The sequence below is a fragment of the Kitasatospora sp. NPDC005856 genome, assembly GCF_040629945.1.
Taxonomy (GTDB): Bacteria; Actinomycetota; Actinomycetes; order Streptomycetales; family Streptomycetaceae; genus Kitasatospora.
Genome location: NZ_JBEXWT010000023.1, coordinates 1 through 11,888 on the forward strand (window position 1 = coordinate 1; position 11,888 = coordinate 11,888).

The following is an 11,888-nucleotide window of genomic DNA, read 5'->3' on the forward strand; positions in this document are numbered from 1 at the left end:
CGAGGGCGACCACGGCCAGCCAGGCCGCGGCGGCGAGCACCCCGGCCGGGGGCCGGCGGCGGGCGGCGCGGGCGACAGTGGCGCCGGCGGTCTCGACGGCGGCGTCGGTGGTGCGTGTGGCCTCGGCGGTGCGCGTGCTGTCGGCGGTGCGCGTGGTCTCAGCGGTGCTCATGGGCGATCCTCGGGTCGATCGTGCGGTACAGCAGGTCGACCGCGAAGGTGGCCACGACCACGCCGACGGCGCTGACCACCACCACGGCCTGGACGACGGGGAAGTCCCGGCCGGCGATGGCGCCGGAGACGAGACTGCCGACGCCGGGCACCGCGAACAGCGACTCGACCAGCACCGAACCGCCCAGCGAGGTTCCGATGCCGATGCCGACCAGCGTCACCAGCGGCAGGCTGGACGGCCGCAGGGCGCGGAGCAGCAGCAGCCGGGTGGTGCCCATGCCGCGGCTGCGGGCGGCGGCGATGTACGGCTGGTCGAGGGTGTCGAGCAGTTGTCCGCGCAGGGTGCGGGTGAAGACGGCGGCCTCGGTGAGGCCGAGGGTGAGCGCGGGCAGCACCAGGTGGCGCAGGTTCTCGGCCGGGTCCTCGGTGAACGGGGTCCAGCCGGTGGCGGGCAGGAGGCGCAGTTGGACGGCGGCGATCCAGATGAGCAGCAGTCCGAGGGCGAAGCCGGGGACGGCGAGCCAGCCGAAGGTGGCGGTGGTGGCGACCTTGTCGAAGGTGCCGCCGGGCCGCCAGGCGGAGAGCAGGGCGACGGGCACGGCCAGGCAGAGTGCCACCAGCTGGGCGGCGAGGAAGAGTTCGAGGGTGACCGGGATGCGGTCGGCGAGCTCGGTGGTGACGGAGACCCGGGTGGCCAGCGAGTGGCCGAGGTCGCCGTGCAGGGCGTCGCCGATCCACTGCCAGGTGGCGGCGAACACGTTGCGGTCCAGGCCGAGCCCGGCCTCGTAGGCGGAGATCTGTTCGGGGGTGGCGGTGGGGCCGAGGGCGGCGACGGCGGGTGAGCCGGGCATCAGGTGGGGCAGGGCGAGCGCGCCGACGGTCACCAGCAGCAGGACGGCCACGGCGCGGCCGGCCTGCCCGCCGTACCGCAGGGTGGTCCGGGTACGGGGGGTCATCGCTTCACCCACAGGGTGGCGGGGGAGACGTTGAGGACGGTGCGCTTGGACAGGTCGGGCAGTCCGCCGACCTTGGTGGCGGAGAGGAAGCCGACGGTGTTCTCGGTGAGGAAGGCCATCGGCGCCTCGCCGACGACCCGCTTGGCGGCCTGGCCGTAGGCGGCCGAGCGCTTGGCGGCGTCGGTCGAGGCGCGGCCCTCGGTGATCGCCTTCTGGGCCTCGACGTCGTTCCAACCGGTGAAGTTGTACGGCGAGTTCGGCAGGTAGAGGCTGGCGAGCGCGGTGTCGGTGTCACCGAACATGCTGGTGATGAAGTCCATCACCTGGAACTTGCGCTGGAGCATCGCGGTGCCGAGGCTCGCGTTGTCGAGCGGCTTGACGGTCATCCTGATCCCGGCTTCGCCGAGCATCTGCTGGAGTACGGTGGCGCGCTGCTGGGCCTCGGGCCGGCTGTCGACGAGGTACTCGAAGGCGAGGTCGGGGTGGCCGGACTCGGCGAGCAGGGCGCGGGCCTTGCCCAGATCGCGGGCCGGGTACTCGGCCGCGGTGCGGTACGGGGAGCGGGAGCCGATCGGGCCGTCGGAGACGGAGCCCTGGCCGAGGAAAACGACCTTCTCCAGCGCCTCGCGGTCGATCGCGTACTGCACCGCCCGGCGGACCCGTACGTCGTCGAAGGGCGCCGACGCGGTGTTGAAGACGACGGTGCTGGTGGAGCCGGGCCCGGTCGCGGTGCGCAGCCCGTCGGCGGCGGCCTGCTTGAGCTGGCTGGGCGTCTCGGTCCAGATCAGGTCGGTGTCGCCGGAGCGCAGCGACTGGTAGCGGCTGTCGGCGTCGGGCAGCACCCGGTAGACGAGCTTGTCGGCGTGGCCCTTGGCGCCCCAGTACGCGGGGTTGCGGGTGAGGGTGACGGAGACTCCGGGCTGCAGGCTCTCCACGGTGTACGGGCCGGAGCCGACGGCGGGGGAGTCGCCGGCCGGGGCCTCGGAGACGTAGCCGAGGGCGCGGGTGAACAGGCTGGGGAAGGCGGCGTCGGGCGCCTTGAGGGTGAAGGCGACGGTGGTCGGGCCGGTCACCGCGGTGTTGCCGATGGCGGCCGCGTCGAGGGCGCAGGCGCACTTGCTCTCGGGCTTGGCGAGCCGGGCGACGTGGTCGGCGACGGCCTGGGCGTCCAGCGGCTTGCCGTCGGCGAACGTGACGCCCTCGCGCAGGTCGAGGGTCCAGAGCGTGGCGTCCGCGTTGGGGGTGAAGGACTTGGCGAGGTAGGGCTGGACGGTGCCGTTGTCGCCGTTGACCATCAGCGGGTCGTAGAGGGCGTTGGCGAGGACCATCATCGGCATCGAGGTCAGGGTGCCGTCGGCGGGGTCGAGCTTGGTGAACGGCCGGTCCAGGCCGATCTTGAGCGTGCCGCCGTCCACGGCCGGCCCGTCGCTCGCCGCGCCGGTGTTCCCGGCCGTGCCGCCGGCGCCGGACAGCGCGTCGTCGGAGGCGGAGCAGGCGGTGAGGGTGAGCGCGGTCGTGAGGGTCGCCGCTGCCAGGAGGTAGTGCCGCTTCATGGTTCCTCGGTTCGGGGGAGTGGGGCGGCCAGGGGGAGTTCGGCCGCCGACGCCCCACACCATTCCGGAACTGGCAGTACTGCCAAAAGGCAGTTGTGCAAACTTCGGATGACGAACCCCGGAAGAGTCGGATCCCGCCTTGAGCGAGCACGGTCGGACGTGATTCGGTACTGACAGCCGCCCCCTCGGCGGCCTCGTCGAGACCCGAAGCACCCACTCGACCCACCTCAACTCACCGAACAGGAGCGGCAGAACGATGCAGGGGACGGACACCGTGGCGGAGCCGGGCATGCGCGACCGCAAGAAGGCGCGCACCCGCGACAACATCCGCACCGCGGCGCTCGACCTCTTCGAGGAACAGGGCTACGAGCGCACCACCGTGGACCAGATCTGCCGCCGGGCCGACGTCGCCCACCGCACCTTCTTCCGCTACTACCCCGCCAAGGAGGCCCTGCTGTACGGCTGGGACTTCGGCCACGTCCTCCTCGACGCCTTCGCCGACGCCCCCGCCGAACTTCCCCTCTGGGCCGCGCTCGAACACGCGGTGACCGTCACCGGCGGACGGCTGGAGGAGCCCGTCGAACACACCGCCCGGCGCCGCCGGCTGCGCCGGGGCCTGATGGAGGTGCACTCCGTCCACAACTACGCCCTGGTCGTCATCGACGCCTTCGTCGAGCAGACCGTCACCATCGCCGCCGAGCGGCTCGGCGTCGACCCGGCCACCGACCTGCGCCCGACCGCGCTCGGCGCGATGTTCGGCGGCATGGTGCGCCGCCACATCCTGATCGGCCAGGAGAGCGGCACGCTGGCCGACTGGGTCAAGGCCTACCGGGACGTGCTCGCCGCCGCGGGCTGATCCGACCTGACCCGAACCGACCCAGACCCCGACCCAGACCCCGACCCAGACCCCGACCCAGACCCCGACCCAGACCCCGACCCAGACCCCGACCCAGACCCCGACCCCGCCACCATCCCGGGCGTGCCGCAGGCCGCCCGGACGGCACCGCACGCCCGTTTCCCCCGTCACCCCCTTCGCGCGTCCTCGTCACACCCCCCTTCGTCACACCCTTCGCAATGCGCAATTCCCGAAAGGCCCCCGCATGTCCCTGGTCAACTTCCGTGACCCCGCCGTGCTCGCCGACCCCGCGAGCCGCTGGATCCGCCCCGGTGCCCTGTTCCGCTCCGCCCAGCCCTTCCCCGCCGCCGACGCCGCCGTCGTCGCCCAGCTGTGCGAGCACGGCGTCGCCACCGTCGTCGACCTCCGGGGCGAGGCCGAGAGCAGCCCCGAGGACTGGGCCGCCGTCGAGGCCGCCGGCATCACCGTGGTCGCCGCGCGCATCGAGCCGACCAACGACGAACTGGCGCAGGCCATGCGCACCATGACCACCGCCGAGGACCTCGGCGCCTTCTACCTGCTGATGGCCGAGTCCGCGCCGCAGGCCCTGGCCGCCGCCGTCGAGGCCGCCGCCCGCCCCGGCGGGGTGCTGGTGCACTGCGCGGCCGGCAAGGACCGCACCGGGCTGCTCACCGCGCTGCTGCTGGAGCTCCTCGGGGTGCCCGCCGAGGAGATCGTCGCCGACTACGCCCGCACCAACGAGGCGATCCAGCAGATCTGGGCCGGTCTCGCCGACCGCAACCGCGCCGCCCTCAACGAGGTCGAGGCGGGCCGGCTGGTCGTCCCCGCGCCGCTGCTGGAGGCCCCCGCCGGGGCGATGAGCGCCTTCCTCGACCTGGTCCGCGCCGAGCACGGCGGCGCCGCCGGCTTCCTGGCCGCCTGCGGGGTCACCGCCGAGACCCTGGACGCCTTCCGCGCCAAGGCCGCCGCCCGCACCGAGACCGTCGAGGTGACGGCATGACGACGACCGTCCTGCACCACACCGACGGCACCCCCTTCCGCGACCTCAACCACAACGGCACCATGGAGCCCTACGAGGACCCGCGGCTGCCCGTCGAGGAGCGGGTCGAGGACCTCCTCGGCCGGATGACGCCCGCCGAGAAGGCCGCGCTGATGCTGCACGGCCGGATGCTCCCCGGCGACCACCCGCCGTTCCCCTCCGGCGCCGACCTGATCACCGAGCACGGGCTCACCCACTTCGCCATGATGGCGGTCCCCGACCCGCGCGCGATGGCCGAGTGGAACAACCACGTCCAGGACCTCGCCGCGGCCGCCCGGCTGGGCATCCCGGTGACCCTCTCCTCCGACCCCCGGCACGGCTTCACCGCCAACCCGGCCACCGCCCACACCGGCGGCGGCTTCAGCACGGGCCCCGAGCCGATCGGTCTCGCCGCCACCGACGACGCCGAACTGGTGCGCCGCTACGCCGACCTGATCCGCCGCGAGCTGGTCGCCGTCGGCATCCGGGTCGCCATCCACCCGATGGCCGACCTCGCCACCGAGCCCCGCTGGGCCCGGATCAGCGGCACCTTCGGGGAGGACCCGGAGCGCGCCTCCCGCATGATCACCGGGTACATCGAGGGCCTCCAGGGCGAGCGGATCGGTCCGGACAGCGTCGCCTGCATGACCAAGCACTTCCCCGGTGGTGGCCCGCAGGCCGGCGGGGAGGACTCGCACTTCGCCGCCGGGCGCCGACTGGTCTACCCCGGCGGCGAGTTCGAGACCCACCTGCGCCCCTTCGAGGCGGCCTTCGCCGCGGGCACCGCGCAGATCATGCCCGCCTACGCGATCCCCTCCGGCAGCGGCCTCGCCGAGGTCGGCGCCAACTTCAACCGGGACGTCATCACCGGCCTGCTGCGCGGGCGCTACGGCTTCGACGGCGTGGTCTGCACCGACTTCAACGCCATCACCGGCATGAGCGTCCCCGGCGTGGTCACCCTGCCCCCGCGGCACTGGGGCGTCGAGGAGCTGTCCGTCGCCGAGCAGGTCGTGCTCACCCTGGACGCGGGCGCCGACCAGCTCGGCGGTGAGACCGACCCGGAGCTGATCCTGGCGGCAGTGCGCTCCGGCGCCGTCACCGAGGCCCGGCTCGACGAGTCGGTCCGCCGCATTCTGCGCGACAAGTTCCGCCTCGGCCTCTTCGACGACCCGTACGTCGACGTGGACGCCGCCGCCGAACTGGTCGGCGCTCCGGACGGCCGGGCACTCGGCCGCGAGGTCCAGCGCCGCTCGGTGGTCCACCTGGCCGGCGAACCGCGCACCGCCACCCGGCTCTACGTCGAGGGCGTCGACCCGGCCGTCGCCGCCGGCTACGGCACCGTGGTCGAGCACCCCGAGCTGGCCGACCTGGCGGTCGTCCGCCTCGCCACCCCCTACGAGCGGCGCGAGGGCATGCTGGAACAGCACTTCCACAGCGGCTCCCTGGAGTTCGACCCGGCCGAGGTCGAACGGCTCACCGCACTGGCCGCCGCCGTCCCGACGGTCTTCGCCGCCCAGCTGGAACGGCCCGCCGTCCTCACCCCGCTGGCCCCGCACGCGGCCCTGTTGATCGGGGAGTTCGGCGCCGCGGACGAGGTCGTCCTGGACGCCGCGCTCGGCCGCGCCCCGATGACCGCGACCCTCCCGTTCGACCTGCCCGCCTCGGACGCCGCCGTCGCCGCGGCCCGCGAGGACGTCCCCTTCGACACCCAGGCCCCGCTCTACCGCTACGGCCACCGCGCCCCCGGCGCGAACTGACCCGCTCCGCCCGCCCCGGGGGCCGCCGTCGGCGGACGGCGCCCCCGGGGCGGGATCGTCATATCCCGGCCGACAAAGCGACCACTCAGGAGTGACCCGACAGCACCTCCACCCCGTCGTCGTCCCCCGCGCGCGCCGACGATCGGCCCGGATCGCCGAGCGGCCCACCGGTTGTGACCGACCCCGCCCGGAAGGGGATGATGAGGCCGTCCGCTGTCGGCCGGCGCCGCCGTTCGTCTCACGCCGTCCGGATGCGCATGCGGCACGGATCCGGGAGCGATGGGCTGCCGGCATCCGGTCGAGTCCTGATCGGTCACGCGTGTACGGGGTGCGGTGCCATGGTTGACGACTGGCGGAGCGACAGGATCGGCAGCGCTCTGAGGGGCACGAACCCGACGGTGCTCCGGCGGCTGGACGCCGGGTTCGCGGTGATCGGCGACGTGCAGTTCCTGCCGGGCTATTCGGTCCTCCTGGTGGACGAGCCCGACGTGCGGCGTCTGTCCGATCTTCCGCGCGGCAGGCGGACGGCCTTCCTGGCGGACATGGACCGGCTGGGCGAGGCGGTGGAGCGGGTCTGCCGGCGGCTGGACGCGGAGTTCCGGCGCGTGAACCTGGAGATCCTCGGCAACGCCGACAACGTCCTGCACGCGCACGTGTGGCCGCGGTTCGAGTGGGAGAGCCCGGATCTCGTCCGTCGCCCGGTGTGGCTGTATCCCGCGGAGAACTGGCGCGATCCCGAAACGGCACTCGGACCGCAGCACGACGGACTGCGCGAGGCGATCGGTCGTGAACTCGACCGGTTGTCCGTGCCCGCCGCCGGTCCGGAGGACGGGGCACGGGCCTGAGATCCGGCCGCGGTCCGGCACAGCACCCGGTGTCGTGGTGCGGATCCGACGGCTCCAGGCTCTCGCCGACCGACCCGCCCTGCCGGCGCGAGCGACGTACGCAGCGTCCGGGCGGCCCGGTTCCCCCGTGGCGGTGAACCCACCACACGGCGCGCCCGCTGCGGCCCGTCAGGGCAGCCGGGCCTCGATCTGCGCGAGGTGGGCGGCGAGGATCTCCTCGAACGCGACGCGGCGCTCCACTCCGAGGGGGCGGATGTCGCGGGCGAAGTGGGCCAGGGCGGGGAAGCGTTCGGGGTCGGCTCCGAGCACCGTGACACGGAACTGCTCCATGCCCTGCTCGTACTCCTTGGGGGCGATGGTGCTGATGCCGGCCTCGGAGGAGATCAGTGAGACGAGGAGGATGACGATGCGGTGGTAGTGCACCGGGACCTCCTCGTCGGGCAGACCGGACGCGCGCAGTGCCTGGAGGAGTTCCTCCATGGCCATGCGGGATCCGGTGCCGCCGGACCCGTAGCGTCCCCACACCGCGGCGAGTTGGAGCTGCTCGCCGAAGGCCTCGCGCAGGCGTAGGGCCAGGGCGGTGACGCGCTGCTTCCAGTCGCCCTCGGGGCGGTAGCCGTCCATGGAGGCGAGCAGGATGCGGTCGGCGACCGCGCGCAGGAGTTCGGTCTTGTTCCGGAAGTGCCGGTAGAGGCTGGAGGAGTCGGTGCCGAGCGCCGCGGCGAGTCTGCGCACGCTGAAGGACTCGGCGTCGCCCGTGCGCAGCAGTTCCGCCGCCGTGTCGAGGATCTCCTCGGTCGACCATCGCCGTCGGCCAGTCATTCCGCGCCTCAGCCGCCCTTCGTCCCGTGCCTTGCCTGGTGCGGACTCAGGCTAGCCCATGCACTTGCTGTTGCACGCACCGCGTGCATAATCGGTGCAACGCACTGTCCGACTGCGAGGAGACCCCGGCTTCCGGCCGGGAGGGGGAGAAGGACACATGAGTGGGAACGCATTCGCGACACGGCCGCCCGAGCCGGACCTCTCGGCGATCACGACGGAGGAACTGCTCGCCTACCGTGACGCGGAGAACCGCTGGCGGGCGTCGGACGAGGCCCGGGCCGTCCTGGGGGAGCCCGACCCCGGCGCCGCGATCGCCTGGCAGCGGGTGACGCTGCCCGGCCGTGACCTCCCGGTCCGGGTGTACCGGCCGACGGCGACGGGGGACGGCGGTGCCGGCACCCGAACCGGGCTGCCGCTCGTGGTCCACGTCCACGGAGGTGGATTCGTGGGCACGGCGGCGCAGTGCGACTGGACCAGCAGCCGCCTCGCCGCCGCCCTGCCCGCCGTCGTCGTCTCGGTCGAACACCGCCTCCTCGCCCCCGGCAGCCCGCTCGCGGACGCCGCCGACGACGGCTGGGACGTCCTCGGGCACCTGGTGCGGCATTCCGCGCGGTGGGGTGTCGATCCGGCGCGCGTGGCCGTCTTCGGGGAGAGCTGCGGTGCGCTGATCAGCGCGTTGACGGCGATCAGGGCCAGGGAGGCCGGCCTGGAGCTCAAGGCACAGGTGCTGGTCAACCCGGTGGCCGATGTCACCACCCCGGGCATGTTCGACCACCCCTCGATCGCCGAGTACGCGACCGACGGGAGCCCGGCCCTGGCGCAGCTGAAGCTCTTCCAGCGGCTCGCCGTCCCGCCGGGGGCCGACGCCGCCGCGGTCTCGCCGCTGCAGGCGGACGACCTGAGCGGGCTCGCCCCGGCCCTCGTGGTGGTGCCCACCCTGGACCCGGTCGCCGACCACGGCCGCCGCTACGCCGAGCGGCTGCGCGAAGCAGGAACCTCCGTACGGCTCTCCGAGTACCCGGGAGCCAGGCACGCGTTCCTCACCCTGCCCGCCCTGGAACCCCAGGCCGGGCCCGCCCAGGCGGAGATCATCGCCTTCCTCCACGCGGCCCTGACGGGCTGAGGACTGCTTCAGTCCTTCGGCGAAGAGACCGCAGGCGACGGACGGGCGGTCGGTCAGTCGCTGACGGCGAGATGCAGGACGGTGGCCCAACTGTCGGTGACCAGCAGCAGGTTGCGCCACCAGATGTAGCTCGTGTGCGGCCCCCCGACATCGCCGCAGCCACGGACGGGGCCCAGGTGCGCCTCGACGAGGTCGGCGATGCCGTCGGCGAGTTCGCCGGCCCGCCGGATGTCGTCGGGCGCCTACCGGTCGGGTGCCGCGTGCCCGTCGCCCCGGGCGGGCTGCATGTACCCCTCGGTCACCTGGTGGCGGAAGATGTCCCGCCACGCCCGGGGCGACGCGAACAGGCCCACCGGCGCCTTCACCTGGTATCCGCTGCCCCAGCCGCCGGCGTCGAAGACGGCCTGGGCGAGGACCTGCATCCGGTCACGCCCGGGTGTCGTCCCGGTCGCGGGGACCACGTGCAGCAGTTCGATGAACGGCTGGTGGTTGTTGCCCAGGAGCAGGTCCTCAAGGGGTTCCGCCGCGGCCGCCAGCGCGTCCGGTGTGGAGAACGGGTCGAGCATGGGGATCCGGGGCCTCTCGTCCGATGTCGCGGTCCGGCCCATTGTGCGGGCCCAGCGCCCGTTCGTGCGACGGGGTTTCCACGGCCTCCCGCAGAGGCGGCGGTTCCGGCGCCCCGACCGCGACGGTACCGCCGCGGTCGGGGCAATTGTGCTGGTGGGCCGGCGGTTCGCGCTGACGTAGGGGGAGCCCACGTTCGGAGTGCCGGTGCCGGTGCCGCGCGTTGCTCAGTCGGTGTCCGTGTCCTCGGTGTCGTCGTCGTACTGGCTCAGGCCGAGAGCCGAGAGTATGTCCTCGACCTCCTGGTCGTCGGCTCCTTCGATCTCGATGTCGCCCCACACGTGGAAGTCGAGGTGGGCGAACCGGGGGGCCAGTTCGGCCAGGACGGTGAGAGGGGAGTGGTCCTCGTCCGTGTCCTCGATCACCAGTTCCCTGATGCTCAGGTAGTCGAGCTGGGGAAGCAGCGAGCTCTCCGCGAGGACGACGAAGTCGCCCGCCTCATCGGGTTCGAATTCCGCCTCGCTCAGGTCGAGGCTCCTCAGCCGGGGGTACCGGGAGGCCTGGAGCTCCTCCAGCTGGGCGTTGGATTCGACGGTGCCGTGGACGTCGTAGTCGGACTCCACCTCCAGCGAGGTGAGAGCCGGCGTCGAGAAGGGGAACAGGGAACCGTCCGCGAAGACGGACCCCCGGATCCGCAGATGCGTCAGAGCGCCGTGCTCCAGGTCGTCGAACAGGAACGCGCCTTCGAGCTCCAGGCTGCGCAGGGCGGGCAGGGACGCCCACAGGGCCTGCTCCACGTCCTTCGGGACCACCGCGTTGTCCAGGTAGTCCTCGGGGTCGATCCGGTTTCCCGTCGACGTCTCGTGGAGCTCCAGGAGCAGGTCGAAGTCGTGGCCGAAGCGCAGGGCTTCGAGCCGGGGCCACGACCGGCGGGACAGGGCGGCCGCGGCGCGCTCGGCGGAGTGGTGGTAGTCGGTGAGGTGCAGCTCCAGGTCGGTCAGCAGGCGGCTCGCCGGGTGGGACAGCAGGACGTCGATCAGCGCCGCCTCCCACTGTTCGGGATCGGTCAGGTCGAAGGCACCGGTGTCGGGCAGGTCGGCCAGGAACCGCTCCACCAGGGCGCGGCGCTGTGGCGCGGTCTCCGCCACCAGCCGGAAGACGGCCTTGTCGACGAAGCCGCGGGACCACGTGAACTGCCAGGAACCGTCACCGCGCAGGCCGTCGAGACCGAGCTCCCGCTCCACCTCCGCGTACACCTCGGCAAGTCGGCTCGCCGCGTCCCCGGCGCCGCCGGCGTCGAGGTGTTCCAACCGGATCGCTTCTCCTCGTGGATCACCCGCCGCGGTGAGGGCGTCCGCGTACGCGAGCCACGGCCCCCACGTGTCCGACCCGGGTACGGCCACGTCGTCGACAAAGCGCATGTCATCCTCCTGCTCAGGGGTACGAGGCACCCTAGGCGGCGCGACTGACACCGGCTCATGTCGGGTTCACCGCAAGACCGCCATGAGGGCCGGGCCGTCCGTGACGCGGGCCGGCTCAGCCGCGCGCGGCGGCCTGCCGCAGTGCCCGGTGGGTGGGGGAGCAGTCGGCGGCGCCGGCCCACCGTGCAGCGCGGTCCCGATGTGCCGGGGTGCCCCGCGGTCGGCTTCTGCCACGAAGCGGTCCCGGATGATTCACGATTCGCCGACGGGTGCCGCGCGGGGCGCGTGAAGCTGCTATCACGGGGGAAGCGCAGGCGCATCGGGGTGGCTCGCGGGCCCGGGACGGGCCGGTGGGAGGGGGCTGGAATGTCACGTGGGCGGACAGTCACGGTGATCGTGGTGGCGGTGGCGGGGATCCTCTCGACACCGGTGTTCTGGCTGATGGACGGACCTGACGCCGGACAGCTGGTCGGGGCGTCGGTCCAGGGCGCCTCGGGGATCGCCGCCCTGGTCTGGGCCGTTCTCGAGCAGCGGTCCGCGACGGCGGCGTCGGCGTCCGGATCGCCGTCGGCCTCCGGAGCGGCGTCGGCGTCCGGCCCGGTCGACACGGCCGTCCGTACCGGCGCGGCAGAGGCGGGCGACGGCGGGGTGGCCAGCTCGGGCGTTCGCCGTCCCGGGGGCTCGGGCGGCGGGAGTTCCCGGGCGGATCGGACCGGGAACGCCAAGGCCACCGGCCGGGGCAGCAAGGCCGTCACCGGCGTCGACCACAGCTGAACCGCGAAACCACCGGACGGGGTCTGCC

At 73.2% G+C, this 11,888-nt stretch carries 11 protein-coding genes; 6 read left to right on the forward strand and 5 right to left on the reverse strand.

Annotated elements, in window-relative coordinates:
- Nucleotides 1-158: 158 nt before the first annotated feature.
- Nucleotides 159-1,127 carry an ABC transporter permease gene (locus ABZ449_RS16270; protein WP_360345984.1) on the reverse strand — a complete coding sequence of 323 codons (969 nt, stop codon included), beginning with the start codon at nucleotides 1,125-1,127 and terminating at the stop codon, nucleotides 159-161.
- Complete coding sequence (locus tag ABZ449_RS16275) at nucleotides 1,124-2,680, reverse strand: ABC transporter substrate-binding protein (protein WP_360345986.1); 1,557 nt, start codon at nucleotides 2,678-2,680, stop codon at nucleotides 1,124-1,126. The genes ABZ449_RS16270 and ABZ449_RS16275 overlap by 4 nt, the downstream gene beginning before the upstream one ends.
- Nucleotides 2,681-2,936: 256 nt before the next feature.
- On the opposite strand from ABZ449_RS16275, the gene ABZ449_RS16280 reads away from it, so the two are divergent.
- The 4 genes from ABZ449_RS16280 to ABZ449_RS16295 all read left to right on the forward strand — a co-directional run bounded on the left by ABZ449_RS16280 (nucleotide 2,937) and on the right by ABZ449_RS16295 (nucleotide 7,156).
- Entirely contained in the window at nucleotides 2,937-3,536 is a 600-nt protein-coding gene (locus ABZ449_RS16280) for a TetR family transcriptional regulator (protein ID WP_360345988.1), read from the forward strand.
- 244 nt (nucleotides 3,537-3,780) lie between these two features.
- Nucleotides 3,781-4,536: a tyrosine-protein phosphatase gene (locus tag ABZ449_RS16285; RefSeq protein WP_360345990.1), complete on the forward strand. Its 756-nt coding sequence runs from the start codon at nucleotides 3,781-3,783 to the stop codon at nucleotides 4,534-4,536.
- Nucleotides 4,533-6,311 carry a glycoside hydrolase family 3 N-terminal domain-containing protein gene (locus ABZ449_RS16290; RefSeq protein WP_360345992.1) on the forward strand — a complete coding sequence of 593 codons (1,779 nt, stop codon included), beginning with the start codon at nucleotides 4,533-4,535 and terminating at the stop codon, nucleotides 6,309-6,311. Before ABZ449_RS16285 ends, ABZ449_RS16290 begins: the two co-directional genes overlap by 4 nt.
- Before the next feature lie 338 nt (nucleotides 6,312-6,649).
- Entirely contained in the window at nucleotides 6,650-7,156 is a 507-nt protein-coding gene (locus tag ABZ449_RS16295; protein WP_360345994.1) for a diadenosine tetraphosphate hydrolase, read from the forward strand.
- 168 nt (nucleotides 7,157-7,324) lie between these two features.
- Here the strand turns inward: ABZ449_RS16295 and ABZ449_RS16300 are convergent, their stop codons facing one another.
- The gene (locus ABZ449_RS16300; protein WP_360345996.1) at nucleotides 7,325-7,978 is read right to left on the reverse strand and encodes a TetR/AcrR family transcriptional regulator; all 654 of its coding nucleotides are present in this window, start codon (nucleotides 7,976-7,978) and stop codon (nucleotides 7,325-7,327) included.
- Nucleotides 7,979-8,135: 157 nt separating this feature from the next.
- Here ABZ449_RS16300 and ABZ449_RS16305 point away from each other — a divergent pair, with 157 nt between their 5' ends.
- Entirely contained in the window at nucleotides 8,136-9,101 is a 966-nt protein-coding gene (locus tag ABZ449_RS16305; RefSeq protein ID WP_360345998.1) for an alpha/beta hydrolase, read from the forward strand.
- A gap of 242 nt (nucleotides 9,102-9,343) precedes the next feature.
- On the opposite strand, the gene ABZ449_RS16310 is transcribed toward ABZ449_RS16305, so the two are convergent.
- A complete protein-coding gene (locus ABZ449_RS16310) occupies nucleotides 9,344-9,667 on the reverse strand; it encodes a hypothetical protein (RefSeq protein WP_360346000.1) in 324 nt (107 codons plus the stop codon).
- A 225-nt stretch (nucleotides 9,668-9,892) separates the two neighbouring features.
- Nucleotides 9,893-11,086: a hypothetical protein gene (locus tag ABZ449_RS16315; RefSeq protein WP_360346002.1), complete on the reverse strand. Its 1,194-nt coding sequence runs from the start codon at nucleotides 11,084-11,086 to the stop codon at nucleotides 9,893-9,895.
- A gap of 366 nt (nucleotides 11,087-11,452) precedes the next feature.
- Here ABZ449_RS16315 and ABZ449_RS16320 point away from each other — a divergent pair, with 366 nt between their 5' ends.
- Complete coding sequence (locus ABZ449_RS16320) at nucleotides 11,453-11,860, forward strand: hypothetical protein (protein ID WP_360346004.1); 408 nt, start codon at nucleotides 11,453-11,455, stop codon at nucleotides 11,858-11,860.
- Nucleotides 11,861-11,888 lie beyond the last annotated feature (28 nt).

Excerpts from the sequence above, each read along its gene's own strand:
- ABZ449_RS16270 (WP_360345984.1), bottom strand. The coding sequence starts at position 1,127 with ATGACCCCCCGTACCCGGACCACCCTGCGGTACGGCGGGCAGGCCGGC.
- ABZ449_RS16275 (WP_360345986.1), bottom strand. The coding sequence starts at position 2,680 with ATGAAGCGGCACTACCTCCTGGCAGCGGCGACCCTCACGACCGCGCTC.
- ABZ449_RS16280 (WP_360345988.1), top strand. The coding sequence starts at position 2,937 with ATGCAGGGGACGGACACCGTGGCGGAGCCGGGCATGCGCGACCGCAAG.
- ABZ449_RS16285 (WP_360345990.1), top strand. The coding sequence starts at position 3,781 with ATGTCCCTGGTCAACTTCCGTGACCCCGCCGTGCTCGCCGACCCCGCG.
- ABZ449_RS16290 (WP_360345992.1), top strand. The coding sequence starts at position 4,533 with ATGACGACGACCGTCCTGCACCACACCGACGGCACCCCCTTCCGCGAC.
- ABZ449_RS16295 (WP_360345994.1), top strand. The coding sequence starts at position 6,650 with ATGGTTGACGACTGGCGGAGCGACAGGATCGGCAGCGCTCTGAGGGGC.
- ABZ449_RS16300 (WP_360345996.1), bottom strand. The coding sequence starts at position 7,978 with ATGACTGGCCGACGGCGATGGTCGACCGAGGAGATCCTCGACACGGCG.
- ABZ449_RS16305 (WP_360345998.1), top strand. The coding sequence starts at position 8,136 with ATGAGTGGGAACGCATTCGCGACACGGCCGCCCGAGCCGGACCTCTCG.
- ABZ449_RS16310 (WP_360346000.1), bottom strand. The coding sequence starts at position 9,667 with ATGCTCGACCCGTTCTCCACACCGGACGCGCTGGCGGCCGCGGCGGAA.
- ABZ449_RS16315 (WP_360346002.1), bottom strand. The coding sequence starts at position 11,086 with ATGCGCTTTGTCGACGACGTGGCCGTACCCGGGTCGGACACGTGGGGG.
- ABZ449_RS16320 (WP_360346004.1), top strand. The coding sequence starts at position 11,453 with ATGTCACGTGGGCGGACAGTCACGGTGATCGTGGTGGCGGTGGCGGGG.